This is a genomic window from Streptomyces sp. NPDC058773 (assembly GCF_042746015.1).
GTDB lineage: Bacteria > Actinomycetota > Actinomycetes > Streptomycetales > Streptomycetaceae > Streptomyces.
Window position 1 is genome coordinate 156,781 of sequence record NZ_JBHYPE010000004.1, and the last position, 25,616, is coordinate 182,396.

Annotated in this window: 25 protein-coding genes and 1 riboswitch; of the genes, 17 read left to right on the forward strand and 8 right to left on the reverse strand. The window is 71.9% G+C overall.

Going from position 1 to position 25,616, the window contains the following annotated elements; translation table 11 throughout:
* Positions 1-166: 166 nt before the first annotated feature.
* The 6 genes from ACFW5B_RS05505 to ACFW5B_RS05530 all read left to right on the forward strand — a co-directional run bounded on the left by ACFW5B_RS05505 (position 167) and on the right by ACFW5B_RS05530 (position 6,184).
* The gene (locus ACFW5B_RS05505; protein ID WP_386433637.1) at positions 167-634 is read left to right on the forward strand and encodes a ribonuclease domain-containing protein; all 468 of its coding nucleotides are present in this window, start codon (positions 167-169) and stop codon (positions 632-634) included.
* Positions 631-1,086 carry a barstar family protein gene (locus ACFW5B_RS05510; protein ID WP_386433640.1) on the forward strand — a complete coding sequence of 152 codons (456 nt, stop codon included), beginning with the start codon at positions 631-633 and terminating at the stop codon, positions 1,084-1,086. Before ACFW5B_RS05505 ends, ACFW5B_RS05510 begins: the two co-directional genes overlap by 4 nt.
* 164 nt (positions 1,087-1,250) lie before the next feature.
* Entirely contained in the window at positions 1,251-2,714 is a 1,464-nt protein-coding gene (locus ACFW5B_RS05515) for a GuaB1 family IMP dehydrogenase-related protein (protein ID WP_386433643.1), read from the forward strand.
* A gap of 384 nt (positions 2,715-3,098) precedes the next feature.
* Positions 3,099-4,571 (forward strand): amino acid permease, encoded by a 1,473-nt coding sequence (locus tag ACFW5B_RS05520; protein WP_386433646.1) that lies wholly within the window; start codon positions 3,099-3,101, stop codon positions 4,569-4,571.
* A 10-nt stretch (positions 4,572-4,581) separates the two neighbouring features.
* Positions 4,582-5,037 (forward strand): Lrp/AsnC family transcriptional regulator, encoded by a 456-nt coding sequence (locus ACFW5B_RS05525; protein WP_362602384.1) that lies wholly within the window; start codon positions 4,582-4,584, stop codon positions 5,035-5,037.
* Positions 5,038-5,242: 205 nt separating this feature from the next.
* On the forward strand, positions 5,243-6,184 hold the full coding sequence (locus tag ACFW5B_RS05530) for a LysR family transcriptional regulator (RefSeq protein WP_386433650.1): 942 nt from the start codon (positions 5,243-5,245) through the stop codon (positions 6,182-6,184).
* Positions 6,185-6,242: 58 nt separating this feature from the next.
* On the opposite strand, the gene ACFW5B_RS05535 is transcribed toward ACFW5B_RS05530, so the two are convergent.
* Positions 6,243-7,382, reverse strand: a complete 1,140-nt coding sequence (locus tag ACFW5B_RS05535; protein ID WP_386433954.1) for a lipase — start codon at positions 7,380-7,382, stop codon at positions 6,243-6,245.
* 353 nt (positions 7,383-7,735) lie between these two features.
* On the opposite strand from ACFW5B_RS05535, the gene ACFW5B_RS05540 reads away from it, so the two are divergent.
* Complete coding sequence (locus ACFW5B_RS05540; RefSeq protein WP_386433653.1) at positions 7,736-8,551, forward strand: carbon-nitrogen hydrolase family protein; 816 nt, start codon at positions 7,736-7,738, stop codon at positions 8,549-8,551.
* A 95-nt stretch (positions 8,552-8,646) separates the two neighbouring features.
* Complete coding sequence (locus tag ACFW5B_RS05545; RefSeq protein WP_386433656.1) at positions 8,647-10,347, forward strand: flavin monoamine oxidase family protein; 1,701 nt, start codon at positions 8,647-8,649, stop codon at positions 10,345-10,347.
* Positions 10,348-10,401: 54 nt separating this feature from the next.
* Here ACFW5B_RS05545 and ACFW5B_RS05550 read toward each other — a convergent pair whose 3' ends face one another.
* Positions 10,402-10,860, reverse strand: a complete 459-nt coding sequence (locus ACFW5B_RS05550; RefSeq protein ID WP_386433658.1) for a GNAT family N-acetyltransferase — start codon at positions 10,858-10,860, stop codon at positions 10,402-10,404.
* Positions 10,861-11,294: 434 nt separating this feature from the next.
* Positions 11,295-11,930: a DUF5995 family protein gene (locus tag ACFW5B_RS05555; RefSeq protein ID WP_386433957.1), complete on the reverse strand. Its 636-nt coding sequence runs from the start codon at positions 11,928-11,930 to the stop codon at positions 11,295-11,297.
* Positions 11,931-12,392: 462 nt separating this feature from the next.
* On the opposite strand from ACFW5B_RS05555, the gene ACFW5B_RS05560 reads away from it, so the two are divergent.
* Positions 12,393-13,778 (forward strand): uracil-xanthine permease family protein, encoded by a 1,386-nt coding sequence (locus ACFW5B_RS05560; RefSeq protein WP_386433661.1) that lies wholly within the window; start codon positions 12,393-12,395, stop codon positions 13,776-13,778.
* Positions 13,779-13,899: 121 nt separating this feature from the next.
* On the opposite strand, the gene ACFW5B_RS05565 is transcribed toward ACFW5B_RS05560, so the two are convergent.
* The 3 genes from ACFW5B_RS05565 to ACFW5B_RS05575 form a co-directional block, all read right to left on the reverse strand.
* The gene (locus ACFW5B_RS05565) at positions 13,900-14,628 is read right to left on the reverse strand and encodes a CDP-diacylglycerol diphosphatase (RefSeq protein ID WP_386433664.1); all 729 of its coding nucleotides are present in this window, start codon (positions 14,626-14,628) and stop codon (positions 13,900-13,902) included.
* Positions 14,629-14,744: 116 nt separating this feature from the next.
* A complete protein-coding gene (locus tag ACFW5B_RS05570; RefSeq protein ID WP_386433667.1) occupies positions 14,745-15,161 on the reverse strand; it encodes a RidA family protein in 417 nt (138 codons plus the stop codon).
* Positions 15,162-15,209: 48 nt separating this feature from the next.
* Positions 15,210-15,809, reverse strand: a complete 600-nt coding sequence (locus ACFW5B_RS05575) for a cysteine hydrolase family protein (RefSeq protein WP_386433670.1) — start codon at positions 15,807-15,809, stop codon at positions 15,210-15,212.
* Between the two features lie 393 nt (positions 15,810-16,202).
* On the opposite strand from ACFW5B_RS05575, the gene ACFW5B_RS05580 reads away from it, so the two are divergent.
* Positions 16,203-16,703: an acyl-CoA thioesterase gene (locus tag ACFW5B_RS05580; RefSeq protein WP_386433673.1), complete on the forward strand. Its 501-nt coding sequence runs from the start codon at positions 16,203-16,205 to the stop codon at positions 16,701-16,703.
* A 123-nt stretch (positions 16,704-16,826) separates the two neighbouring features.
* Here ACFW5B_RS05580 and ACFW5B_RS05585 read toward each other — a convergent pair whose 3' ends face one another.
* A complete protein-coding gene (locus tag ACFW5B_RS05585; protein WP_386433676.1) occupies positions 16,827-18,056 on the reverse strand; it encodes an MFS transporter in 1,230 nt (409 codons plus the stop codon).
* Positions 18,057-18,126: 70 nt separating this feature from the next.
* Here ACFW5B_RS05585 and ACFW5B_RS05590 point away from each other — a divergent pair, with 70 nt between their 5' ends.
* Positions 18,127-19,539, forward strand: coding sequence for an ROK family transcriptional regulator (locus ACFW5B_RS05590; RefSeq protein WP_386433679.1), 1,413 nt, complete (start codon positions 18,127-18,129; stop codon positions 19,537-19,539).
* 130 nt (positions 19,540-19,669) lie between these two features.
* Here ACFW5B_RS05590 and ACFW5B_RS05595 read toward each other — a convergent pair whose 3' ends face one another.
* Positions 19,670-20,437 carry an SDR family oxidoreductase gene (locus ACFW5B_RS05595; RefSeq protein WP_386433682.1) on the reverse strand — a complete coding sequence of 256 codons (768 nt, stop codon included), beginning with the start codon at positions 20,435-20,437 and terminating at the stop codon, positions 19,670-19,672.
* A 170-nt stretch (positions 20,438-20,607) separates the two neighbouring features.
* Positions 20,608-20,738, forward strand: a riboswitch (FMN riboswitch).
* 153 nt (positions 20,739-20,891) lie between these two features.
* On the opposite strand from ACFW5B_RS05595, the gene ribD reads away from it, so the two are divergent.
* From ribD to ACFW5B_RS05625, 6 genes are all read left to right on the forward strand, one after another.
* The gene (gene ribD / locus ACFW5B_RS05600) at positions 20,892-22,019 is read left to right on the forward strand and encodes a bifunctional diaminohydroxyphosphoribosylaminopyrimidine deaminase/5-amino-6-(5-phosphoribosylamino)uracil reductase RibD (RefSeq protein ID WP_386433685.1); all 1,128 of its coding nucleotides are present in this window, start codon (positions 20,892-20,894) and stop codon (positions 22,017-22,019) included.
* Between the two features lies 1 nt (position 22,020).
* Positions 22,021-22,692 (forward strand): riboflavin synthase, encoded by a 672-nt coding sequence (locus ACFW5B_RS05605; protein ID WP_386433687.1) that lies wholly within the window; start codon positions 22,021-22,023, stop codon positions 22,690-22,692.
* A complete protein-coding gene (locus ACFW5B_RS05610) occupies positions 22,689-23,342 on the forward strand; it encodes a nicotinamide riboside transporter PnuC (protein ID WP_386433690.1) in 654 nt (217 codons plus the stop codon). The genes ACFW5B_RS05605 and ACFW5B_RS05610 overlap by 4 nt, the downstream gene beginning before the upstream one ends.
* Positions 23,339-24,664, forward strand: coding sequence for a bifunctional 3,4-dihydroxy-2-butanone-4-phosphate synthase/GTP cyclohydrolase II (locus tag ACFW5B_RS05615; RefSeq protein ID WP_386433693.1), 1,326 nt, complete (start codon positions 23,339-23,341; stop codon positions 24,662-24,664). Before ACFW5B_RS05610 ends, ACFW5B_RS05615 begins: the two co-directional genes overlap by 4 nt.
* Positions 24,665-24,730: 66 nt before the next feature.
* A complete protein-coding gene (gene ribH / locus ACFW5B_RS05620) occupies positions 24,731-25,216 on the forward strand; it encodes a 6,7-dimethyl-8-ribityllumazine synthase (RefSeq protein WP_386433696.1) in 486 nt (161 codons plus the stop codon).
* Positions 25,217-25,298: 82 nt separating this feature from the next.
* On the forward strand, positions 25,299-25,571 hold the full coding sequence (locus ACFW5B_RS05625; RefSeq protein WP_086720687.1) for a phosphoribosyl-ATP diphosphatase: 273 nt from the start codon (positions 25,299-25,301) through the stop codon (positions 25,569-25,571).
* Positions 25,572-25,616 lie beyond the last annotated feature (45 nt).

Sequence of the window (25,616 nt, forward strand, 5' to 3'; positions counted from 1 at the left end):
CGACGGGGCGGGCCGCCCGCCGTGTCCCGGTGCGACGGGGCGGGACGCACACCGGGGCGTGACGCGGCGCGGGCCCGCCGGGCGGGGCCGGTGCCGCCCCGGCCGCAAGTACCCGTCCCGGCGCCATCGACGAGCAGCCTGCGCGGGCCTGTGACAGCATCGGCGCATGGTGATCCGCTCCGTCCCGCGCCGTGCCGCCGCCGTTGCCGGCGCGCTGCTCGCCGGGCTGCTCCTGGTGCTGACCGGGTGCGCCACGGGCGGTGGTGCCCACGGGAGTTCGTCCGGAACGCCGCGGTCCACCGCGACCGTCGTGGACAGTTCGCCCCGCGCTTCCGGCGTACCGGACTGGGCCCGCGGGATGCCCGTCGTCCCGGTCGGCGAGCTGCCGTCCCGGGCACGGGACACCCTGCGGCTGATCGACGCCGGCGGGCCCTTGCCGTACGACCGGGACGGGACGGTCTTCGGCAACCGGGAGCGGCTGCTGCCCCGTCACCCGCGCGGCTACTACCACGAGTACACCGTGCCCACGCCCGGCGCACCGGACCGCGGTGCCCGCCGGCTCGTCACCGGCGAGGGCCATGAGACGTACTACACCAACGATCACTACCGGTCCTTCAAGGCGGTGCTTCGATGACGGGTCCCGTGCCCCGGCCCCTGGCGGCGGTCCTCGACGGCAGCACACCCCCGGGGGTGCTGCCCTGGCCCGCTGAGCGCTCGGTGGCGGACGCGCTGACCGCCGCCCGGGACGCCGGCTGGACCGGTGCGTCCCTGGACCTCGACGAGATCGCGGACAAGGCGGCCTTCATGGAGCGCTGCGCCCGCGCGCTGCGGCTGCCGGACTGGTTCGGCCGCAACTGGGACGCGCTCGCCGACTGCCTCACCGATCTGTCCTGGTGCCCGCCCGGCCGCGGCCGGCTGCTCGTGGTGACCGGCTGGCAGGGCTACGCGGCCGCCGCGCCGGACGACTGGAGCATCGTCGAAGGGGTGCTGGCGGACGCGGTGGGCTACTGGCGGGACACCGACACCGGGCTGGCCGTGATCATGGCCAGGGGGCGGGCCCGGCAGGGCGTCGACCGGCGGTCGTAGCGGCCCGACCAGCCGCGATGCCAGGCGGCGCGCGGTCCGCCGTGGAGGGGCCGGCCGGACCTCGCCCCACCGGGGTCCACGGGGCCCTTGGGGGATCGCACACACGGCCCGCAGGGCGCTCGGACAATCATATGACCCCTGGTCAGGGCCCGTATCCTGGCCATATGCGATTCCTGAACCCGAAGAACGGCGCGCTCGAAGAGAGTTCTTCGGTGCCCTACGACCTGACCTACGACGACGTGTTCATGGTGCCCGGCCGCTCCGCCGTCGGCTCCCGCCAGGGCGTGGACCTCTCCTCGCACGACGGGACCGGGACCACCATCCCGCTCGTGGTCGCCAACATGACCGCGATCGCCGGCCGCCGGATGGCCGAGACCGTGGCCCGCCGCGGTGGCCTGGTCGTCATCCCGCAGGACATCCCGCTCGATGTCGTCACCGACGTCGTCACCTGGATAAAGCGCCGTCATCTGGTACTGGACACGCCGATCGTGCTGTCCCCGGTCGCGACCGTCGCCGACGCCCTGTCGCTGCTGCCCAAGCGGGCGCACGGCGCGGGCATCGTCGTCGAGGGCGGCCGCCCGGTCGGCGTCGTCACCGAACACGACCTGGCCGGGGTGGACCGCTTCACGCAGCTGGCCGAGGTCATGTCCAAGGACCTGCTGGTCCTGGACGCGGACATCGACCCGCGGGAGGCCTTCAACCGCCTCGACGCCGCCAACCGCAAGCTCGCGCCCGCGGTCGACGCGGACGGAATGCTGGTCGGCATCCTCACCCGCAAGGGCGCGCTCCGCGCCACCCTGTACACCCCCGCCACGGACGCCAACGGCAAGCTGCGGATCGCCGCCGCCGTCGGCATCAACGGCGATGTGGCCGGGCGGGCCAACGCCCTGCTGGACGCCGGTGTGGACACCCTCGTCGTGGACACCGCGCACGGCCACCAGGAGTCGATGATCAACACGGTCAAGGCGGTCCGGGCGCTGGACCCGGACATCCCGATCGTGGCGGGCAACATCGTCGCCGCGGAGGGCGTCCGCGATCTGATCGAGGCCGGTGCCGACATCATCAAGGTCGGGGTCGGACCGGGCGCGATGTGCACCACCCGGATGATGACCGGCGTCGGCCGGCCGCAGTTCTCCGCGGTGCTGGAGTGCGCCGCCGAGGCCAAGAAGTTCGGCAAGCACGTCTGGGCCGACGGTGGCGTCCGGCACCCCCGCGACGTCGCCATGGCGCTGGCCGCGGGCGCGTCCAACGTCATGATCGGCTCCTGGTTCGCCGGCACCCTCGAATCGCCCGGTGACCTCCAGCACACCGCCGACGGCCGGCCGTACAAGGAGAGCTTCGGCATGGCCTCCGCCCGTGCGGTGCGCAACCGCACGAGCGACGAGTCGGCCTACGACCGGGCCCGCAAGGCGCTCTTCGAGGAGGGCATCTCCACCTCACGGATGTTCATCGACCAGGCGCGCCCCGGCGTCGAGGACCTGATCGACTCGATCATCGCGGGCGTCCGCAGCTCCTGCACCTACGCGGGCGCGGCCTCCCTGGCCGAGTTCGCCGAGAAGGCCGTGGTCGGGGTGCAGAGCGCCGCCGGCTACGCCGAGGGCAAGCCGCTGCACGACAGCTGGAACTGATCCGGCGCGGGGCCGCTCACCGGCCCCGCCACCGGCCCTTTCAACGGCCCCGCACCGACCCGGTGCGGGGCCGTTCGGCTAAGTGGAACCCGGGGCCCCGGTCCGGTCCACCCGGCCGGAACCCGTACGATCGGAACCCGGCGCGCAACGAACGGCCGCCTGCCGCGCCGGTGCGCAACGATCCTGTGCTGTTGCGCAAGGAACCCGCATTACGGCAGGTCAGCGGCGGCCCGTAAGGTCAAGCGCTGTACGTGGAGTGGCGGAGACCGTCTGCTCGGCGGTCTCCTGCCTGCGGGGTGCTTCGGCATGCCCTTGTACCGACCGCTGCCGGTCGTCGCCATCCGTACCCGTCATCCGATCGGCAGCGATAAAGGAGCCACCCCAGTGTTGGAGCACGGCGCAGCCCCGCCCGCAGGGGACAGCGACCCCCGACCCCCCTCGGCCGGGGGCCTGGCCACTCGGCTGATGCGGCGCAAGCCCGTCGAGCGGCTGGTCTCCGAGGGCGGCCAGGGGCAGGGGGGAACGCTCCGCCGCTCGATGGGCATGTGGCAGCTGACCATGATCAGCATCGGCGCCACCCTCGGCACCGGCATCTTCGTGGTCCTCGGCGAGGCGGTCCCGGACGCCGGGCCCGCGGTCATCCTCGCCTTCGTGCTGGCCGGCGTCACCGCGCTGTTCTCCGCCCTGTCCTACGCGGAGCTGGCCGGCAGCATCCCGGTCTCCGGATCGTCGTACTCCTACGCCTACGCCACCCTCGGTGAGCTGGTCGCCTGGGTCTGCGGCTGGTGCCTGGTCCTGGAGTACGGCGTCTCGGTCGCGGCCGTCGCCGTGGGCTGGGGCGAGTACCTGAACGAGCTGCTCGGCGGCGTCTTCGGCTTCACCATCCCGGAAGCGCTGTCCCAGCCGCCCGGCGACGGCGGCGTCTTCAACCTGCCGGCCCTGCTCGTCGTGCTGCTCGCGATGGTGTTCCTGCTGGGCGGGGCCAAGGAGAGCGCCCGCGCCAACACGATCATGGTCGTCGTCAAGATCGCCGCGCTGCTGCTGTTCTGCGGTGTCGCCATCCAGGGTGTGCGGTCCGGCAACTACGCGAACTTCTTCCCGATGGGCATGGCGGGCGTCAGCGCCGCCGGCGCCACCCTGTTCTTCTCGTACATCGGCTTCGACGCCGCCTCCACCGCCGGTGAGGAGGCCAAGGACCCGCAGCGTGACCTGCCGCGCGCGATCATGCTCTCGCTGGTGATCGTCACGGCGCTGTACTGCCTGGTCGCGGCGATCGCCGTGGGCGCGATGCCCTGGCAGAAGTTCGAGGGTTCGGAGGCCGCGCTCGCCGGGATCATGAAGACGGTCACCGGCCAGAGCTGGTGGGCCGTGCTGCTCGCCTTCGGCGCGGTGGTCGCCATCGCCAGCGTCGTGCTGACCGTGCTCTACGGCCAGACCCGCATCCTGTTCGCGATGTCGCGGGACGGGCTGGTGCCGAAGGTGTTCTCCAAGGTGCACCCCAAGAGCGGTGCGCCGCGCGCCAACACCGTGATCGTCTCGCTGTTCTGCGGAGTGCTCGCCGCGGCGGTGCCGCTGGGCGAACTGGCCGACGCCACCAGCATCGGCACCCTGTTCGCCTTCGCGCTGGTCAATGTCGCGGTGATCGTGCTGCGCCGCACCCGGCCCGACATGCCGCGCAGCTTCCGCACCCCGCTCTCGCCGCTCTTCCCGGCGATCGGCTTCCTGCTGTGCCTCTACATGATGGGCAGCCTCGGCGCCGTGACCTGGGTGGTCTTCGGTGTCTGGATGGCCGTGGGCCTTGTGGTCTACTTCGGTTACGGCTTGCGCCGCTCCCGATTGGCCACCGCAGAGAAGTGATCCACCCGCAGTGCGACTGAACGATCTCGACGAACGCATCGTCCACGCCCTCGCCGCGGACGCCCGCCGCAGCTATGCCGACATCGGCCAGGAGGTCGGGCTGTCCGCACCGGCCGTCAAGCGCCGGGTGGACCGGCTGCGGGCGGACGGCGCGATCACCGGATTCACCGTACGGGTCGATCCGGCCGCGCTCGGCTGGGAGACCGAGGGGTTCATCGAGATCTACTGCCGCCGGAACACCTCGCCCGAGGCGATCCACCGCGGACTGTCGCGCTACCCGGAAGTGGCGTCCGCCTCCACCGTCACCGGTGAGGCGGACGCCGTCGTCCAGGTCTTCGCCTCGGACATGCGGCACTTCGAGCGGGTGCTGGAACGCATCGCGGGCGAACCGTTCGTGGAGCGGACGAAGTCGGTGCTGGTGCTCTCGCCGCTGCTGCGGCGCTACAGCTCGGGGGCACCGGGCTGACGCGGCCGGTCGCCTGCCGGCCGCAGGCAGGCGTCGCGGACTGCCGCGGCACCCGGGGCGCAACAGCCCCGCGAAGACCGGCACACAGGTGCCGTTGGCCCGCAACAGCCGGGCGCGGAACGGGAGTCGGGCGGGGAAGCGGCGAAGGTCATCAGTGGGGCGCTAAGGTCCGCTTCAGTTGACCTCCCAGGCAAGGTGTGCCCTCGTGATTGCGCGAAACGCAAACATCGACCTCAACCTGCTGACGGCACTGGACGCCCTGCTCGAAGAGCAGAGCGTGACCGCGGCCGCCGACCGGTTAGGTCTCTCCGGACCGGCCATGAGCCGCGCCCTCGGCCGCATCCGACGCACCATCGGCGATCCCGTTCTCGTGCGCGCCGGCCGCCATATGGTGCCCACCCCGCGCGCCCTGGAAATCAGGGCCGACGTGCGGCGGCTGGTGGAGGCGGCGCACGGCGTGCTGGCCCCCTCCGCGCCGGCCGATCCGGCCCAGCTGGCCCGGGTGTTCACCATCAACGCCAACGACCTCTTCGTCACCGCCGTCGGTCCGCGCCTGGTCGCCCGCGCCGCCGAGGAAGCGCCGCAGGTCGTGCTGCGCTTCCTCGGCGAGAGCCATATCGATCTGCCGCTGCTGCGGGACGGCGCCGCTGACCTGGAACTCGGCGTGATCGACAGCCCCGAGCCGGAGATCTGCCGGGAGGAGCTGTGCACCGACCGCAGCGTCGCCGTCGTACGCGAGGGCCATCCGCTGACCACCGGAAGCCTCACCGTCCGCCGCTTCGCCGACGCCTCGCACCTCAACTTCTCCCGCCGCGGCCGCCTGACCGGCCCCGTCGACGCGGCGCTGGCCGCCCGCGGACTGCGGCGCAAGGTGATCGCCACCGTCCCGACCTTCGCCGCGTCGCTGATGATGATCCGCGACAGCGACGCGGTCGGCCTGGCCAACGAGCGGGCCGGGGTGGCGACGGTCCGCAGCCTGGGCCTGCGCACCCTGCCGATCCCGCTCGAACTGCCCACGATGACCTTGGAGATGGCCTGGCACCCACGCCAGGACGCCGACGCCGGCCACCGCTGGCTGCGCGGGCTGGTACGGGAGACGATGCGGGAGTCCTTGCGGGACGCGGCGGGCGATGACGGGGTGACCTGACCGGTGGCCCGGTTACCCGCACGCGCGAAGCGCACTCCCTTCACCGGGAGGGGCCCGCTCAGTGAAAGGGACCCCCGTCCGCGAAGGCGTGGGCGGCGAAGCGGTTGCCCATCCGGCGGTACGCGGCGGGGCCGGGGTGCAGCCCGTCGGTCAGGTCGTCCGTCTCGTCCGGGCCGAGCAGCGCGCGTCCGTCGAGATGGTGGAGATGGGGGTCGTGTGCCCGCCGGGCCGCCACGATCCGGGACAGCTCGGCGCGGACCACCGTCAGCGACAGCGCTCCGCCGGCCACATCGGCCGGATCGCCCAGGGCCGTGAGCTTCCCGTCCGGGGCCGTTGCCGTCGGGCCGGGAGTCTCCTCCAGGGCCGGACAGCTCACCGGGGACATCAGCAGCAGCGGGGTGTCCGGATGCCCTTCCCGGATCGTGTCCAGGAAGCCGTGCACCGCCGGGCCGAACGTCCGCAGCCGGAAGGCCGCCAGGCTCACGATGTTGATGCCTACCTTGAGGCTGATCAGGTCGGCGGGCAGGTCCCGGATCGTCCGGGCGACATAGGGGTCGAGCACGGCGTTGCCCGCCTGGCTGAGGTTGATCACCTCCACGCCCCCGAGCGCGGCCGCCACCACCGGCCAGGTGCCGGTCGGGCCGTCCGCCTCCAGGCAGTGGCTGAGGGAACTCCCGTGGTGCACCCAGCGGCGCCGCCCGTCCGGCAGCGGCGCCAGCACCTCGCCGTCGGCGCGCAGGGCGACCAGTTCCGTGGGGGTCTGCTGGGGCAGCCACAGCTCCACGGTCTTCATCCCGTCCGGCAGCCCGGTGAACCGCACGGTCCCCGGCTCGCCCGGGATCAGCCGCTGCTCGGCCCCCGGTCGCGCCATCCGCAGCACGTTCCCCACCGGCGCCTGCCGGCGCCCGGCCGGGGCGCCGTCCACCAGCAGCTCCAGCATCCCGGTCGGGCGGGGCTCGGGGTCGGTGTCGAGCTGGCCCGTGGAGGTGAGTACCACGAACTCCAGCTCCCGCGCGTCGGTGCGGAACACCAGCCGCACGCCCGACGGCATCAGGGTCACCCCGTGGACCGACGGGTCCTGGTACTGCTCCTTGGTCCACTCGGGCAGCCGGCGCGGCAGCACCCCCGTCGGAGTGACCTCCAGGTCCAGCGCACCCCGTAACTCCACCGGCCCGCCCACCAGGGGAACCGCCCGCATCGTCGCCATCACCGCTCCTGTCCCGGGCCGGGCGGCACGCAACGAAGCGCGCCGACCCGAACCCATTGATCACCAGTATTCGACGACAACGATCAGACACCACGCGCCACGAACGGACCGCACCGGCACCGGAGTGGGCCCCGGCCACCGGACGCGTACCCGGCCACCATGCGCACGGCCGCCCGCCAGGACCGCCCTCAGGACCGCACCCGCATGAACGCAACGAATCACCGCACAGCCGCGTGAAGGCGCAATGAATCATCCCTTGACGTGCAACGGTGGCGCCTTGTCCCGGATCAACGGCGGCCCGTACCGTCAATGCGTCCGCCCGCACCATCCCGCCGAGGGGTCCCATGACGTCGCTGCACACCGCCCTGCTCCAGAGCTCGGGACGGCCCGGCGATGTCGCGCACAACCTGCGGGTGCTGGAGGACGCGGCCCGCGCGGCGGCCGCCACCGGCGCCGGGCTGCTCGCCTGCCCCGAGCTGTTCCTGACCGGCTACGCCATCGGCGGTGACGTCCACCGCCTCGCGGAGACCGCCGACGGCGACAGCGCCCGCGCCATCGGGAAGATCGCCGCCGAGCACGGCATCGCGGTCCTCTACGGCTACCCCGAGCGCGCCGCGCGGGACGAGTCCGACAGCGCCGCGGTCTACAACTCGGCGCAGCTCATCGGCCCCGAGGGCGAGCGCCTCGCCAACTACCGCAAGACCCATCTCTTCGGCTGCTTCGAGCGCGCATGGTTCACCCCGGGGGAGCGCGCCGTCGTCCAGGCCGACCTGGCCGGGCTCCGGATCGGCGTGATGATCTGCTACGACGTGGAGTTCCCGGAGAACGTCCGGGCCCATGCGCTGGCCGGCACCGATCTGCTGCTGGTGCCCACCGCGCAGATGCACCCCTTCCAGTTCGTCGCCGAGTCCGTCATCCCGGTCCGTGCCTTCGAGAACCAGATGTACGTCGCGTACGTCAACCGGGTCGGCGTGGAGGGCGAGTTCGAGTTCGTCGGCCTCAGCTGCCTGGCCGGTCCGGACGGTGTGGTCCGCACCCGTGCCGGCCGCACCGAGGAACTGGTCCGGGCCGATGCCGACCCCGCGTTCCTGAAGGAATCCCGGGCGGACAACCCGTATCTGCACGACCGCCGGCCCGAGCTGTACGGCCCGCTGACGTGACCTGACCTGCCCCCGCCCCCGATCCGCCGCAGGCCGGCCCACCCGGCCTGCACTGCCCTGCCTGCTGTGCCCTGTCTGCAAGGAGCCCGTCCCCGATGACGTCCACGGTGCCCACCGCCGCCCACCACGCGGATGCCCAGCCGCCGATCACCATGTTCGGCCCGGACTTCCCGTACGCCTACGACGACTTCCTCGCCCACCCGGCGGGCCTGGGCCAGGTCCCCGCGACCGAGCACGGCAAGGAGGTCGCGGTCATCGGCGGCGGCCTCTCCGGCATCGTCACCGCCTACGAGCTGATGAAGATGGGCCTCAAGCCCGTCGTCTACGAGGCGGACCGGATAGGCGGCCGGCTGCGGACCGTCGGCTTCGAGGGCACCCCGTCCGAGGCCGCGGGCCTGACCGCCGAGATGGGCGCGATGCGCTTCCCGCCGTCCTCGACGGCGCTCCAGCACTACATCGACCTGGTGGGCCTGACGACCACGCCGTTCCCCAACCCGCTGGCCGCGGACACCCCGTCGACCGTCGTCGACCTCAAGGGCGAGTCGCACTACGCCCGTACCGTCGAGGACCTCCCCGAGGTCTACCACCAGGTCATGGACGCCTGGAACGCCTGCCTGGAAGAGGGCGCGGACTTCTCCGACATGAACACCGCGATCCGCGAGCGCGATGTCCCGCGCATCCGCGAGATCTGGGCCCGGCTCGTCGAGAAGCTCGACAACCAGACCTTCTACGGCTACCTCTGCGACTCGACGGCCTTCAAGTCCTTCCGCCACCGGGAGATCTTCGGCCAGGTCGGCTTCGGCACCGGCGGCTGGGACACCGACTTCCCCAACTCCATCCTGGAGATCCTGCGCGTCGTCTACACCGAGGCCGACGACCACCACCGCGGCATCGTCGGCGGCAGCCAGCAGCTGCCGCTGCGCCTGTGGGAGCGCGAGCCGGCGAAGATCGTCCACTGGGCCCAGGGCACCTCGCTGTCGTCGCTGCACGACGGCACCCCCCGGCCCGCGGTGACCCGCCTGAACCGCACCGCCGGCAACCGCATCACCGTCACCGACGCGCACGGCGACATCCGCACCTACGAGGCCGCCGTCTTCACCGCGCAGTCCTGGATGCTGCTGAGCAAGATCGCCTGTGACGACTCGCTGTTCCCCATCGACCACTGGACGGCGATGGAGCGCACCCACTACATGGAGTCCAGCAAGCTCTTCGTCCCCGTCGACCGGCCCTTCTGGCTGGACAAGGACGAGGAGACCGGCCGGGACGTCATGTCGATGACGCTGACCGACCGGATGACCCGCGGGACCTACCTGCTCGACAACGGACCGGACGAACCCGCCGTCATCTGCCTCTCGTACACCTGGTGCGACGACAGCCTCAAGTGGCTGCCGCTGGAGGTGAACGAGCGGATGGAGGTCATGCTGAAGTCGCTCTCGGAGATCTATCCGAAGGTCGACATCCGCAAGCACATCATCGGCAACCCGGTCACCGTGTCCTGGGAGAACGAGCCGTACTTCATGGGCGCCTTCAAGGCGAACCTGCCCGGCCACTACCGCTACCAGCGCCGCCTGTTCACCCACTTCATGCAGGACCGCCTCCCCGAGGACAAGCGCGGCCTGTTCCTCGCGGGCGACGACATCTCCTGGACGGCCGGCTGGGCCGAGGGCGCGATTCAGACCGCACTGAACGCCGTCTGGGGCGTCATGCACCACTTCGGCGGCACGACGGACGCCACCAACCCCGGTCCGGGCGATGTGTACGACGAGATCGCGCCGGTGGAACTGCCGGAGGACTGAGGGGGTTTGCGGAAGTGGATCACTCAAGGTGATCCACTTCCGCGCCCCTCGGGCTCACCCGGCGGCGCGGTAGTGGTAACCGCACCGTTCACGGAAGCCCGCCCGCCCGTACAGCCGCAGCGCCGGGGCGTTGTCGTGCTCCACCTGGAGGTACATCCGGTCGGCCGCGTGGGCACCCGCCCAGCCGGCCAGCGCGGCGAGCACCGCGCGGGCCGCGCCCCGACCACGTGCGGCGGGCAGCGTGGCCATACCGAACACGCCCGCCCAGCCGGTGTCGACGACCGCGCGGCCCACCGCGACCACCTCGTCCCCGGCCCTCGCGCAGGCATAGGCGGACGGCTTCTCCACCCGGGCGAGGAGGTCCCACTCGGGGCCGGGGTCCCCGCCATGACCGTGCACCGCGTGCCAGACGTCGAACCATGGGGGCGTCGGGCGGTCGGCCAGCCGGACCCGCGACGCGCCGGGTGTCTCCGGTGCCGAGACCCCCGCGGTCGGCGCCACCTGCAACGACATCGCGCTCTCACGGCGGTAGCCACGCTCCGCCAAGACTGTGTCGAGTCCGTCCGGACACGCCCCCGCAGTGATCTGGAACCGCGCGACGGAGCGCCGGCCGGCATAGAACTGCTCCGCCCCGGCGATCCGTTGCGCCAATTCGCCCGGCCCGGCGGCCCCATGGGGCAGCACCGTTCCCACCCACCAGGAGCAGCTCGGCGCATGGCGTAGCCGCCAACCCGCCGCATCCTCGACGTACTCAGCCGGCAGCGCCCGAGCCGCCCTCTCCTGCAGACCGCGCACCGATTCCGAGCCGTTCACTGTCGCGCCTCTCCGCCCTGTCCCGCTCCGGCCACCGTGGCCTCGTGCACGTCAGCCTGCTTGCCGGCCTGTCACCGACGCAAGGGAGTTCCGGGGCGGGCGTCGCCCGGCGGGTGGCCCGTACGGGGCCGGGATCAGCCCGGCAGCGGTGTCAGCAGCATTCGTCCGACCAGGCCCACCCCGGCGTCCAGCCGCTCGGTGAGTTCCTCGGTCACCTCGGGCAGCCGGCGTACGCTCCACAGTGCCCTGGCCGCCACCCAGGCGCCGTCCCTGGCCTTGTCCAGGCTCCACGAGCCGATCAGATGCGTCAGCGGGTCGGCGACGTCCAGCACGTCGGGGCCGGGCATCAGCAGCTCGCGGATGCGTTCCTCCAGGCTCGTCAGCACCCCGCCGACCCGGTCGAAGTCCTGTTCCAGCGCGGCCGGTTCGCAGTCCAGTGCCCGGCAGGTGTCGAGCACGGCCAGCGCCAGATCGTGGCCGATGTGGGCGTTGATCCCGGCGAGCGCGAACTGCAGCGGACGCACGCCCGGATGGCGGCGGAGCTGGAAGAGCGGCCGCCAGCAGGCCGGTGGCCGCAGTCCGGCGGCAGCGGCATCCAGCGCGTCGAAGTAGCGCCGCGCGAAGCGGATGTCCAGCTCACCGGCGGCCGCCGGGTCCTGGAACGCGCCGTCCCCGATGCGCCGCGCCACCGCCTCGGTGACCGCCAGATAGACCCCGTTGAAGACGGCCACCCCGTCCTCGGCGGGCAGCCCCGCGGCCACCGCCCGCATCCGTGCCAGCACCTCCGCCACACCCGTGGTGGCCGCGGCTGCCGTGCCGTCCGGCGGAGGGGCCGCGGATTGCCCGGCCGGGTCCGTGCGGCCGGGGCCGCCGTGTTCCTGTGTCGTCGTCATCGACTCAGCGTGACAGCGGAGATGCGGATGGTGAGGTTCGCCGGTTCGCCGATGACCGGATCGGGGTAATGGGCGGCGCGTCCGCTTGTGGCCCGTACGGCCGTCGACCGCGCATCGGGCGGTGCGGGGCGACGGTGCACACGGACCGGGCCCCGGGATGTTCCTCACAGGTGGATTTCCTTCACGCGGCCGATTTCCTCACGTGGATGGCGACGAGGAAAGCCGGCCGCCCCACGCCACCCGAAGACGCCCCGGCTTCGGTTTGTCCAGAACCATTCGGTCGACTATGAATCACCTCGGCTCTGTGACGCGCAGGGCGGCACGGAGTGGAGAGTGATCATGGCCGGACTCGGGTGGAAACTGCATGGGGACGGGCGCCATCTGAAGCCCGGTGAGGTGGTCAGGCCAGGGGAGCGCCTGACGTGGGGGCGGACGATCGCGCTCGGCGCCCAGCACGTGGTGTCGATGATCGGGGCCTGCTTCGTCGCCCCGGTGCTCATGGGCCTGGACCCCAGCCTCGCCCTGATGGCGTCCGGCGTCGCCACCGCCCTCTTCCTGGTGATGACCCGCGGACGCATCCCCAGCTACCTGGGCTCCTCACTCTCCTTCGTGGGCGTCTCCGTCGTGATCGCCGGCCAGGGCGGTGACGCCGGCACCCTGACGGGCGCGATGCTCGTGGTGGGCGCCTGCCTGGCGGGCTGTGGCATCGCCATCCATGTCGTCGGGGCGCGGGTGATCCACGCGGTGCTCCCGCCGACGGTGACCGGCGCGGTCGTGATGCTGATCGGCTTCAACCTCGCCCCCGTCACGGCGTCCACGTACTGGCCGCAGGACCAGTGGACGGCCCTGGCGACGATGCTGTTCACCGGGCTCGCGCTCGTCGTGCTCCGCGGATTCTGGTCCCGGATCGCCATCTTCCTGGGTCTGGTCTTCGGCTACGCGCTGTCCTGGGTTCTCGACCGCACCGCCGGAAAGATTCATTCCGTCAACGGCGCCGGCAAGCTCACCGACCACTGGCGCATCGACTTCTCCGGCGTCGAGAAGGCCGACTGGATCGGCGTTCCCACCTTCCACGCACCAAACTTCTCCGCCTCCGCCGTCCTCGTCGCCCTGCCGGTCCTCATCGCGCTGATCGCGGAGAACGCCGGACACATCAAGGCCGTCGGCGCGATGACCGGCGACCCGCTGGACGACAAGATGGGCATGGCCATCGTCGCCGACGGCACGGCAACGGTCCTGTCCACCGCGGTGGGTGGCCCCGCCACCACGACCTACGCCGAGAACATCGGCGTCATGGCGGCCACCCGCGTCTACTCCACCGCGGCCTATTGGGCGGCGGCCGGTTTCGCTCTGCTCTTCGGCCTGTGCCCGAAGTTCGGCGCCGTGGTGGCGGCGATTCCCGGCGGTGTGCTGGGCGGAATCACCGTCATCCTCTACGGCATGATCGGCCTGCTGGGCGCCCAGATCTGGGTGCGGAACAAGGTGGACTTCTCGGTCCCCCTGAACCTCATTCCGGCCGCGGCCGGCATCATCATCGCCATCGGCGGCGTCTCGCTGAGGTTCTCCGAGAACTTCGAACTGAGCGGCATCGCCCTGGGAACGCTCACCGTGCTCACCGGCTACCACTCCCTGCGCTGGCTCTCCACCGTGGCGGCCCGGCCCCGCACACCACTCCTCGACGGCGGGACCAGCGCATACCGGAAGCCCGCCGAGGAGGAGGACTGAGAAGGGCTGAGGGCGGCGCCGGCACCGCCCGTTGGGGCGGGTCCGGCGGCCGGTGACCTGCGGCCGGTGACCTGCGGCCGGTGACTTGCGGCCGGCGACCGCGTTTCGCCGGCCGCACCGCTCACTTGCAGAGGAGGAGGCTGTCGCAGACCCCGGTGCCCTGGGGAGCGGTGGCGGGATGGGGCAGCCCGTCCCAGCTGTTGAGGACGTAATACCCGTCAGCCGGGCCGTTTCCGGCCTCGATGACGATCATTGTCTGGTCGCCCATCGACTCATTGCGCGCGACAACCACATTCTCGTAAAGGGACTTGAAGAGATTGAGGGTCTTGAAGCTGTCGGTGTGGACCACGCGATAGGTACGGGCCTGCGGATTTCCGCTCTGGTCCTCGCCGGTGACCGTGTTCAGCATCGTGGGCCAGCTCTTCCAGTCCTTCGCGACCCTGCCGGACTGGTAGGCCATGTCGAGCACGGCTTTCACGCCCTGGCGGACCGCGGAGATGTGGATGTGCAACTGCTCGTGCGAGCGGTGATGAGCCGCATTGATCCCCAGTCCCACCACGCCCCACTTCTGCTGGCCGAACCAGTAGGCGGCCCGCTCCTCGGCCACCTGCCAGTAATTGTTGCCGGCATACGCACCGGAAACGAGGTCCGGGCATTCGATGCCCTTGATGCGGTCGGTGGCGACCAGCAGATATCCCTTCACTCCTCTGGACACCAGCCAAAAGCCATTGATCTGCCGCTCCCGGCAGTCGCGGGCCATGTTCCAGAGGAATTCGTCGCTGTCCCTGGGATCGCCGCAGAGCGCCACGGGCGGCACGGTGAGAGTGGTTTCCCGTTGCTTTTCGGTCACGGCGGCAGCACCTCCACGCTGTTCCGGGCCGCGGCACGAGCTGTACCACTACCGTCCCATCACCCCGAGACGGACGCATCTGCTGGCACGAGGGCGGTGGAGGCGACAACAGCGGCTCACTCAGCGGCATCCAGCACCGCGGCGACGGCTTCGATCTCCACGAGCTGGTCGTTGTAGCCGAGCACGGTGACCCCCATCAGCGTGCTGGGCACATCGTGGTCACCGAACGCGTCCCGGACCACCTCCCACGCCGTCACCAGGTCCTCCTGCCGGCTGGAGGCGACGAGGACGCGGGTGCTGATGACGTCGTGCAGTGACGCACCGGCGTCCGCCAGCGCGGTCCGCATGTTCTCCACGGCCTTGGCGGCCTGCCCCGCGACGTCCCCGATCGCCGCGGTGGAGCCGTCCTCATTCAGCGGACAGGAACCGGCGAGGAAGATCAGCCGCGACTCGGCCGGGGCCGTGGCCGCGTAGGCGTACTCGGCGACATCGGACAGGGAGGCGGAGCGGATCAGTGTGACGGCGCGGGGCACGGGCGTTCCTTTCGCGGTGATCCGGGACGCCCATGACCTTCTCAGGGATCAACGCCGCGTTCGACGCAATTTCGTGGCGGGGCCGACGAGTTCGGTGCGCCACTCCTCGGCCGTGACGACATCCGCCCACTGCGGGAACAGCTTCTCCGTGAGGAACCGGTGGACCTCGGGGTCGGTGTCGAGGCAGGCATCCGCCAACACCGTGAGGCCGAAGTCCTGGTCGTTGGCCTGGCACAGGGTGTGCAGCACCACCCCGCTGGTCGCGATGCCGGTCAGCACCAGGCTGTCGATGCCGCGGGCCCGGAGCACCAGATCGAGATCGCTGCCCGAGAACGCACTCGCCCGCCTCTTGGTGACCACAACGTCGCTCGGCTCAGGTGCGACGTCCTGGTGGATGGCGGTGCCGGGCGCGCCCTCGTCGAAGAGCCCGGCCGCTACGGCGGCGGTGAGCACCCTGTTGCGGGGGCTGACCTCCGGCCGGCCCGACCGTAACCCGATGACCACGTAGATCACCGGGATACCCGCCGCCCGGGCCCCTTCGATCGCGCCACGCAGACGCGCCAGATACCCGGAGCCGTCGTCGGCGGCGCCCACGATATCCACGATGTCCTGTTGGACGTCCATCACGAGGAGAGCGCTGTTCGGCATGTTTTCCGTCCGTTCTTCGCTGGGCAACTAGCCGAAAAATACTGGCAGTCGTCAAGGAGATTCACCACCGGAGCTGCCCCCCCGGGGATTCTGACCGCGACGCCGGCCGGCCTCGACACCGCGCCCACGGCGCCGTCATCACCGTCTGACGGAGTCCCGGCGACCCACCCCGCAGAGGCCCCCCACCGTGCGAGGTGGGGGGCTTCCCTGCGCGTTCACCCCGGCAAGTACTCGCCGGAGAGGTCTCCGCCGTACGGAACTCGAACCCGGCGGCCACGGCCTCTAAGCGGCCGCTTACCATGGCCCGGGCTCCCCGCACGAGCCTCACCCATCGCAACAGCGTCATCCGTAACCGACAGCGCCGGCCGGCGCGAGGAACCAGGAGCACCACCCGTGAGCGTCGAACCCCTCCAGACCGCCCCCGTCCCGTACGGCGAACTGGTCCCCGTCACCGTCCACTTCGACGACCTCGACGCGCTCGGCATGCTCCACAACTCCCGCTACCCGCTGCTCGCCGAGCGCGCCTGGGCGGAGTACTGGCACGGCCAGGGTTTCGGTTTCGACGGCGACTGGGCCGCCGCGGGCGACATGTGCAACGTCATCAAGGAGATGCGGGTCTCCTACGAACGCCCGGTCACCCGCCCCGGCCACTACGGGGCGCACCTCTGGGTCGAACGCCTCGGCCGCACCGGACTCACCTACGGCTTCCGGCTCTGCTCGGCCGACGGCACCGAGACCTACGCCCAGGGGCACCGGGTGCTCGTCCGTATCGATGCGCAGACGCTGCGCCCCACTCCATGGTCCGACCGGGCCCGCGCCATCGCGGGGCGGCTGCTTCGGCCGGAGGGTGCGGGTGCGGGTGCCGGTGTGGATGTGGAGGCGGATGCGGCCTGAGGGTGTCACGGGGGCGGCGGACGGGACTTCCTGCGGGCGTTGCTCCGGGGGAGCCCTCCGGTCAGTGCGGAGCCAGGCCGGAAGCGGCGGCGCCCCTGCCGCCGCTTCCTCCCCCACCACCGCTCAGGACCGCTCCAGATCTCCCGTCACCGCGGGAGCGCTGCCGGATGTCGTACGACTCGGCACCCGCAGCACCCGCCCCCCCGCCACCAGCCCGCACGCCAACGTCGTCACCAGCATGAACGACACCGGCAGTGAGGTCGCCTGGGCGACGCCGCCGATCGCGGAGGGCGCGATCAGGCCGGAGGTGTAGGTGATCGTGGCGACGCCCGCGATCGCCTGGCTGGGGGCGGGGCCGCTGCGCCCCGCGGCCGCGAAGGCCAGCGGAACCACCACCGCGATCCCGAGGCCCATCAGGCCGAAACCGCCCATTGCCAGGGCCGGATGCCACGCCGCGACGATCAGCAGTCCGCCGGCCGTCGCCAGCACCCCGCCGGCCCGCACCGTGCGCACTGCGCCGAAACGGGCCACGACCTTGTCCCCGGCGAGCCGTGCGACCGTCATCGTGCAGGCGAAGGCGGTGGTCGAGGCGGCCGCCAGACCCGCGTCGGTGCCCAGCTCGTCGCGGAGATAGACCGCCGACCAGTCCAGACCGGCACCCTCCGCGAACACCGCGCAGAACCCGATGGCCCCGATGGCCAGAGCCGACCTCGGCGGCAGCGCGAAGCGCGGCGGCGGATGCTCCTCGGGGGCGCTGCGCAGGTCCAGTACGCCCCGGCAGGCGAGCGCGCCGAGCAGGGTCAGGACGACTGCGGCGCCGGTCAGATGGAGCCGGGCGTCCCACCCGGCGTGCGCGGCGACGGTGCCGGCCGCCGAGCCGATCAGGGCGCCCGCACTCCACATACCGTGCAGCCCCGACATGACCGGTTTGCCGAGCCGGTCCTCGGTCTCCACGCCCAGCGCATTCATCGCGACGTCCGACATCCCGGAGGCCGCGCCGTACACCAGCAGCGCCGGACCCAGCGCGTACAGACCGGGGGAGAGGGCGGGCAGGACCAGCGAGAGGGTCCACAGGGCGAGCAGACCGCGCAGCGCGGTGCGGGCGCCGAAGCGGTGGCTGATCCGGCCGGCGAGCGGCATCGCCAGGGACGCGCCGATCGCGGGGAAGGCGAGGGCCAGGCCGAGTTGGCCCGGTGAGAGGGCGGTGTGGTCCTGGATCCAGGGGATGCGGGTCGCGAAGTTGCCGGTGACCGAGCCGTGGATGAGGAACACCACGGCGATGGACCGGCGCGCGCGACGCAGTTCGGTGTGGGGGAGCGGAGTGGCGCGGTCGGGGACGTCGTTGCCAGCCATGGGCGGTAAATTATCAGGAACCCTGCCTGATAATAAGGGTGTTGGTTCGACCGGATGAAAGAATCCCGCCATGCATGCACCGCGCGCGACTGCGGCCGGCCGCACCGCCTCCCCGGCCACCGCACGGCTGATCAACGATCGCCTGGCGCTCCAACTCCTGCAGTCCGAGGGACCGTTGACGGCAGGTCAGCTCAAGTCGCTGACCGGGCTGTCCCGGCCGACCGTGGCGGACCTCGTCGAACGCCTCCAGGAGGCCGGGCTGATCGCCGTGGTCGGCGAGAGCGGTGCCCAGCGGCGCGGGCCCAATGCCCGGCTCTACGGAATCGTCGCCGACCGGGCCCATCTCATCGGCCTCGATCTGCGCACGCACAGCATCACCGTCGCGGTCGCCGACCTCCTCGGCCGGTCGCGCGCCGAACACACCGTCCCCATCGGCCCGGACGTCGCCCCCGATAAGGCCGTCGCCACCGCGCTCGCCGCCGTGGACAAGGCACTCGCCGCGGCGGGCGCGCACGCACCGCACACCATCGCCGTCGGCGCACCCGGCCTGGTGGACCCCGCCACGGGGCGGCTCGGCGCCGCCGACTGGATCACGTCCTGGCACGACGGACTGGTCGGCGCGCTGCGCACCCGGCCGGGCGTACCGGTGCTGCTGGAGAACGAGGTCAACCTCGCCGCCATCGCGGAGCAGCGCGAGGGCGCGGCCCGCGACCGCGACACCTTCGTGCTGCTCTGGCTCGGCCATGGCACCGGCGCCGCCGTGGTCCTGGACGGCAGGCTCCGGCGCGGCGCCTCGGGCGGCACCGGCGAGATCGGCTTCCTCCCGGTCCCCGGCACCGGCGCCCTGCCCTCCGCGGCCGGCTGCGACGGTGGCTTCCACTCACTCGCCGGGTCGGCCGCCGTCTGCGCACTCGCGGCCGAACACGGCCTGACGGACGGGGGGAACGAGGCCGCCGGCCCGAACTGGGCGAACGAGCCCCCGCCCGGCACCGAGGGCGAGACCGAGGGCGTCAACGAGGGGGAAACGGAGGGCGCCGACGAGGGCGAAGCCAAGGACGAAACCAGGGGCGACGCCGGAACGTCTGCTGTTGCGGCATCCGCCGTACCCCTCAGGGCTGTCCCGCCCGCCGAGCCCCTGGTCAGGGCCGCCGTGGCCGCCGGAGACGCCGGTGCCGGCTTCCTCGACGCGCTGGCCGCGCGGATCGCCCTCGGCGTGGCGGCCGTGTGCGCCGTACTGGACCCCGGGTGTGTCGTCCTCGGCGGTGAGATCGGCCGCGCCGGTGGCGCCGAACTCGCCGACCGGGTCGCCGGTCATCTGGCCCGGCTCTCCCCGCTCGGCACCGATGTACGCGCGGGAAGGGTCGGCGGTCGCGCGGTGCTGCTCGGCGCGGTGCTCGCCGCACGGGACGCCGCACAGAACGAGCTCTTCGGGGCGGCGGGTGCGGCGGGTGCGGCGGGTCCGGGGGCGTCTCCGCGACCCTGAGCTGTCCCTTCAGGGGGGCGCGAACGGATCCCGTAGGGGTTGCGGGCACCCCTTGCGGGCCACAACGCGCGTACGGCGCAAGGTATTCCGGGAGACCGAAACCTTCGCCCCCTCACCCGGGCACCACCCCTCACCCACCCATCCGCTCCCCCAAAAACTCCCCATAAGTCCACAGCCCCACCGCATGTTCCGGGGTCAGGTTGCCGCCGCGGCGCAGGGCGGCGGCGGTTGCGCCCGGGAGGGGGAGGGGGAGCAGGAGGCGGTGTCGACCGCCTGCTTCCAGGGTGGTGCGTACGAGGTCGTGGGCGGTCAGTACCTCGGGGCCGCCCATGTCGGGGACCCGGCCGGCGGGCGGGGCGGTCGCCAACTCGGCGAGGCGGGCGGCCACTTCGCGTACGTCGATCGGCTGCACCCGTACCCCGGTCGGCACGGGTACCACCGGGGAACGGGCGCCTGACTTGATCAGCTGGAGCACCAAGTGGTGGAACTGCGTCGTGCGCAGCACCGTCCAGCCGATGCCGGAGTCCTCGATCAGCCGCTCCACCGCGAGCTTGGTGCGGTAGTAGCCGAGCGGCACCCGGTCCACCCCGACGATCGAGATGTACACCAGGTGCCCGACGCCCGCCGCTTTCGCCGCCTGGACGAGCCGTCCGGCCGCCTCCATGTCGCCGCCGGCCGGTGACGTGGCGCAGTGCACGATCGTGTCCACGCCCGCCACCGCCTCGTGCAGCCCCGTGCCGTCGCGAAGATCGACGGCGTAGGACCGGGGGCGGGGCCGTTCCGTGCCGGTGTGCGGCCGCCGGCTCAGTGACCGGACGTCATGGCCGTCGTCGAGCAGCCGGTGCACCAGGGGGCGCCCGAGTGTGCCGGTGCCGCCGGTCACCAGAATTGTCGCCATCGAGGATCATTCCTTGGGGGAGAAGGGCGGGTACGTCTCCGCTATGACGCCTCACGGGCGCGGTCTGTGACACGGACGGCGCGCCGGGGGCTGTGAGGCAGCCCACAGGGCTTCGCTCGCATGGGCGACGACGCGGCGTGGCAGACTGAAGCCGTACTGACATAAAGCAGCAGCGCACTCCGGGGTCGGTGTAATTCCGAACCGGCGGTAACAGTCCGCGACCCGTCCGCAGCCAGCGGCCGGTTGAGCAGGTGAAATTCCTGCACCGACGGTGAAAGTCCGGATGGGAGGCAGTGCGCGGCGGGCGAGCTTCGGTACACCGCCGTCGGCGGCGCCTCCGGTCGTTTTCCGGACGGTCCGCGCATTTCCGGCCGCGGTGTTCCCGTGGCGTCGTTTCCGCTTCTGTCGTCACAGACAGCCCCGGAGTCCGTGCCCTGAGAGGCAGGAGGACCCGGTGGCCACCGCAGCCCCCGTCGAGATCGCGGCGATGCGCCGAGCCATTGCGCTCGCCGCGCGCGGGCTCGGGCACACCAGCCCCAATCCCGTGGTCGGCTGTGTCGTCCTGGACTCCGCGGGCCGTACGGCGGGCGAGGGCTGGCACCAGCGGGCCGGCGGGCCGCACGCCGAGATCCACGCCCTGCGTGCCGCGGGCGAAAGGGCCCGGGGCGGCACCGCACTGGTCACCCTCGAACCCTGCAACCACACCGGCCGCACCGGCCCCTGCGCCCAGGCGCTGATCGACGCCGGGGTCGCCCGCGTCGTCTACGCCGTCTCCGACCCCAACCCGGCCGCCACCGGCGGCGCCGTCACCCTCGCCGAGGCCGGAATGGACGTCGAGGGCGGACTGCTCGCCGATGAGGCCGCGGCCGGCAACGAGGCCTGGCTGACCTCGGTGCTGCGCCGCCGCCCCTTCGTGCTGTGGAAGTACGCGGCGACCCTCGACGGCCGGATCGCCGCCGCCGACGGGACCAGCCGCTGGATCTCCTCGTCCGAGTCACGCGCCGATGTGCACCGGCTGCGGGCCGCCGCGGACGCCGTGATCGTCGGCTCCGGCACCGCCCGCGCCGACGACCCGCAGCTCGGCGTCCGGATCGCCGCACTGTCCGACGACGAGATCAGCCGGCCGCTGCGGGTCGTCGTCGACTCCGGTGCCACCGCCGTCAAGGCCGGCGCCCGCGTCCTGGACGGCACCGCGCCGACCCTGATCGCGGTCGCCGAGGACGCCGACGCCGGCCACCTCGAAGGCCTCGCCCCGATCGTCCGGCTGCCGCGTGCCGCCGACGGGCGCGGGCTGTCCCTCCCCGCACTGCTCCAGGCGCTGTACGAGCGCGATGTCCGCTCCGTACTGCTCGAAGGGGGGCCCACGCTCGCCGGGGCCTTCCTCGCCGCAGGGGCCGTCGACAAGGTCGTCGGCTATCTCGCGCCGGTGCTGCTCGGCGCCGGACCGGCCGCCGTCGGCGACGCCGGAATCACCACCCTCGCCCAGGCGTTGCGGCTCGACGTGACCGACACCGCACGGCTCGGGCCCGACCTGCGTATCACCGCCACCCCCATCCGCTCCGCCCGCCATGAGGAGAACTGAAGTGTTCACCGGAATCGTCGAAGAACTGGGTGCGGTCGTCGCCGTGGAGAACCTCGGTGACTCTCCCCCAGCCACCGCTGGGGGTTCCCCCACTCGCTCCGCTCGGTTCCGGCTCCGCGGCCCCGTCGTCACCGAGGGCGCCAAGCACGGCGACTCGATCGCCGTCAACGGTGTCTGTCTGACCGTCGTGGACACCGCCGACGGTGAATTCACCGCCGATGTGATGGCCGAGACCCTCAACCGCTCCAGCCTCGGCGCGCTGGCCGCCGGTTCGCGGGTCAACCTGGAGCGCCCGATGGCGCTCGGCGGGCGGCTCGGCGGACACCTCGTCCAGGGCCATGTCGACGGCACCGGCACGATCCTCGAACGCACCCCCGGCGAACACTGGGAGATCGTCAAGGTCGCCCTGCCGGCCGCGCTGTCCCGCTACGTCGTGGAGAAGGGCTCCATCACCGTCGACGGCGTCAGCCTCACCGTCGTCGAAGCCGCGGACGACTACTTCACCATCAGCCTCATCCCCACCACCCTCGCGCTGACCACCCTGGGTATCAAGCAGGTCGGCGACCCCGTCAACCTCGAGGTCGACGTCCTTGCCAAGTACGTCGAGCGGCTGCTCGGCCGCGGCTCCGACGACCTGCGGGACCTCGACGAGATCAAGGAGATGGACCGGTGAGCCTCCTCGACACGCTGAACGGCGAGGCCTTCACGGCCCTCGGGCAGCACGTCATCTGGTCGGACATGATCGGCAACACCATCGGTCTGGCCGCGCTGGCACTCGGCTGGCGGCGCTCCATCTGGACCTGGCCCGCCCAGTTCCTCTCCGGTGTCATCCTCGTCGCCGCCTACGCCTCCGCCCACCTCAGCGGCGGCGTCGGCAAGCAACTCCTCGTCATCGGCGTGGCGTTGTGGGGCTGGCGGCAGTGGCAGCGCGGCCGGCAGCGGGCCCAGGACGGCTCCATCGCCGTACGCTTCGCCGGGTGGCGGGAGCGGGCCGTGCTGCTGGGCGGCACGGCCGTGGGCACCGCGGCCGTCGGCACGCTCTTCACCCTGCTCCCGCAGCTGTCCTGGAATCCCTGGCCGGACGCCTACATCTTCGTCGGCACGCTCGCCGCGATGGTCGCCCAGGCCCGCGGACTGGTCGAGTTCTGGTTCGCCTGGCTGCTGGTCGACGTCGTCGGCGTCCCGCTCGCCTTCAGCAGCGGGCTCGCCTTCTCCGGCCTCGTCTACGTCGTCTATCTCGCCCTCGTCGTGTGGGGCATGCGCGACTGGTGGCTGCGTACCCGCGTCGCCGATCGCACCGTCCTGGAAGGAGCAGCGGCATGACCGCACTGCAGAGCTGGTACGACGAGGACGCCGCGGCCCTGGTGCTCGACCCCGTCGAGCAGGCCATCGCCGATATCGCCGCGGGCCGCCCGGTGGTCGTCGTCGATGACGAGAACCGCGAGAACGAGGGCGACCTCGTCGTCGCCGCGGAGAAGGCCACCCCCGAGATCGTCGCGTTCATGATGAGCGAGTGCCGCGGTCTGATCTGCGCCCCGATGGAGGGCCCGGAGCTGGACCGGCTGGAACTCCCGCAGATGGTCGAGCACAACACCGAGTCGATGGGGACCGCCTTCACGGTCTCCGTCGACGCCACCGCCGCGCACGGCGTCACCACCGGCATCTCCGCCGCCGACCGCGCCACCACCCTGCGGCTGCTCGCCTCCGGTGAATCGGCCGCCGGTGACTTCGTGCGGCCCGGCCACATCTTCCCGCTGCGCGCCCGCCCCGGCGGCGTGCTGGTCCGCAACGGCCACACCGAAGCCGGTGTCGACCTCGCCCGGCTGGCCGGACTGCGCCCGGCCGCCGCCATCGTGGAGATCGCCGGCGAGGACGGCACGATGCTGCGGCTGCCGGAGCTGGTGCCGTTCGCCCGTAAGCACGGTCTGTCGATCATCTCCATCGAGGACCTGATCGCCTACCGGCAGTCGTCCGAGCCCACCGTCCGCCGCGAGGCCGAGACCCGGCTGCCCACCGCACACGGCGAGTTCACCGCCTACGGCTACCGCTCCACCGTCGACGGCGTCGAACACATCGCACTGGTCGCCGGGGACCTCGGTGACGGCGAAGACGTGCTGGTCAGGGTGCACTCCGAGTGCCTGACCGGCGACATCTTCCACTCCCTGCGCTGCGACTGCGGCCCCCAGCTGGAGGCGTCGCTCCAGCGGATCGCCGACCACGGCCGCGGCGTGGTGATCTACCTCCGCGGCCATGAGGGACGCGGCATCGGCCTGCTGTCCAAGCTGCGGGCCTACGAACTCCAGGAGCGCGGCCGCGACACCCTCGACGCCAACCTCGAACTGGGCCTGCCCGCCGACTCCCGCGACTACGCGGCCGGCGCGCAGATGCTCCAGGACCTCGGCGTGCGCTCGCTGCGCCTGATGACCAACAACCCCGAGAAGACCGCCGCCCTGCTGCGGTACGGCCTGAGCGTCTCCGGCCGCGAGCCGATGCCCGTCCAGGCCGGGGAACACAATCTGCGGTATCTGCGCACCAAGCGGGACCGGATGGGGCACGACCTGCCCTGGCTGCCCGGTGCAAGCACCGGCTCCACCGGAGCGGCAGGCGCCGCACCCCCTGATGCCACCACCTGCGACAACCAGTAGCCACCCGGCACGACACCCGGCAGCACGTCACCACCAACCAGCACCATCACCCGAACGAGGAGAACCGTGAGCGGCAAGGGCGCACCCGAACTGACCGTGAAGAACTGTGGCGACCTGCGGGTGGCCGTCATCGCGGCGCAGTGGCACCAGCAAGTGATGGACGGACTCGTGGACGGCGCGCTGCGCGCCCTCACCGAGCTCGGTATCGACGAGCCGACGCTGCTGCGGGTGCCCGGCACCTTCGAGCTGCCGGTCGTCGCCAAGGTCCTGGCGGGCCGCGGCTATGACGCGGTGGTCGCCCTCGGCGTGGTCATCAGGGGCGGCACCCCGCACTTCGACTACGTCTGCCAGGGCGTCACCCACGGCCTGACCCAGGTCGCGGTGGACACCGGTGTACCGGTCGGATTCGGCGTGCTGACCTGCGACACCGAGCAGCAGGCCCTGGACCGCGCGGGCCTGGAGGGGTCCGTCGAGGACAAGGGCCACGAGGCGGTCACCGCCGCGGTCGCCACCGCCGCGACGCTGCGGACGGTGTCCGAGCCCTGGCGCTAGGGGAGACACCCCCTAGGGCCCGCCACCTTCAGCCGAGGCGCTGCGCGCCGCAGTGACCTCACCGCGTAGGGTGGTCCCCATCATGTCCAAGAAGACGTTCGAGGAGCTGTTCTCCGAGCTCCAGCAGAAGGCCGCCACCGGCGACCCCGCCACCTCCCGTACCGCCGAGCTGGTGCAGGCAGGTGTCCATACGATCGGCAAGAAGGTCGTCGAGGAGGCCGCGGAGGTCTGGATGGCCGCCGAGTACGAATCCGACGAGGCCGCCGCCGAGGAGATCTCCCAGCTCCTCTACCACCTCCAGGTCATGATGGTCGCCAAGGGCATCTCCCTGGACGACGTCTACGCCCACCTCTGATCCAGCTCCCGGCTTCTCCCAACACCCTTAGCTGCAAAGGAACTC

What these genes read in the sequence shown, in the direction of transcription:
- ACFW5B_RS05505 (WP_386433637.1), top strand. Translation starts at nt 167, where the DNA reads ATGGTGATCCGCTCCGTCCCGCGCCGTGCCGCCGCCGTTGCCGGCGCG.
- ACFW5B_RS05510 (WP_386433640.1), top strand. Translation starts at nt 631, where the DNA reads ATGACGGGTCCCGTGCCCCGGCCCCTGGCGGCGGTCCTCGACGGCAGC.
- ACFW5B_RS05515 (WP_386433643.1), top strand. Translation starts at nt 1,251, where the DNA reads ATGCGATTCCTGAACCCGAAGAACGGCGCGCTCGAAGAGAGTTCTTCG.
- ACFW5B_RS05535 (WP_386433954.1), bottom strand. Translation starts at nt 7,382, where the DNA reads ATGCGGGCGGTTCCCCTGGTGGGCGGGCCGGTGGAGTTACGGGGTGCG.
- ACFW5B_RS05540 (WP_386433653.1), top strand. Translation starts at nt 7,736, where the DNA reads ATGACGTCGCTGCACACCGCCCTGCTCCAGAGCTCGGGACGGCCCGGC.
- ACFW5B_RS05545 (WP_386433656.1), top strand. Translation starts at nt 8,647, where the DNA reads ATGACGTCCACGGTGCCCACCGCCGCCCACCACGCGGATGCCCAGCCG.
- ACFW5B_RS05550 (WP_386433658.1), bottom strand. Translation starts at nt 10,860, where the DNA reads ATGTCGTTGCAGGTGGCGCCGACCGCGGGGGTCTCGGCACCGGAGACA.
- ACFW5B_RS05555 (WP_386433957.1), bottom strand. Translation starts at nt 11,930, where the DNA reads ATGCGGGCGGTGGCCGCGGGGCTGCCCGCCGAGGACGGGGTGGCCGTC.
- ACFW5B_RS05560 (WP_386433661.1), top strand. Translation starts at nt 12,393, where the DNA reads ATGGCCGGACTCGGGTGGAAACTGCATGGGGACGGGCGCCATCTGAAG.
- ACFW5B_RS05575 (WP_386433670.1), bottom strand. Translation starts at nt 15,809, where the DNA reads ATGCCGAACAGCGCTCTCCTCGTGATGGACGTCCAACAGGACATCGTG.
- ACFW5B_RS05585 (WP_386433676.1), bottom strand. Translation starts at nt 18,056, where the DNA reads ATGGCTGGCAACGACGTCCCCGACCGCGCCACTCCGCTCCCCCACACC.
- ACFW5B_RS05590 (WP_386433679.1), top strand. Translation starts at nt 18,127, where the DNA reads ATGCATGCACCGCGCGCGACTGCGGCCGGCCGCACCGCCTCCCCGGCC.
- ACFW5B_RS05595 (WP_386433682.1), bottom strand. Translation starts at nt 20,437, where the DNA reads ATGGCGACAATTCTGGTGACCGGCGGCACCGGCACACTCGGGCGCCCC.
- ACFW5B_RS05615 (WP_386433693.1), top strand. Translation starts at nt 23,339, where the DNA reads ATGACCGCACTGCAGAGCTGGTACGACGAGGACGCCGCGGCCCTGGTG.
- ACFW5B_RS05625 (WP_086720687.1), top strand. Translation starts at nt 25,299, where the DNA reads ATGTCCAAGAAGACGTTCGAGGAGCTGTTCTCCGAGCTCCAGCAGAAG.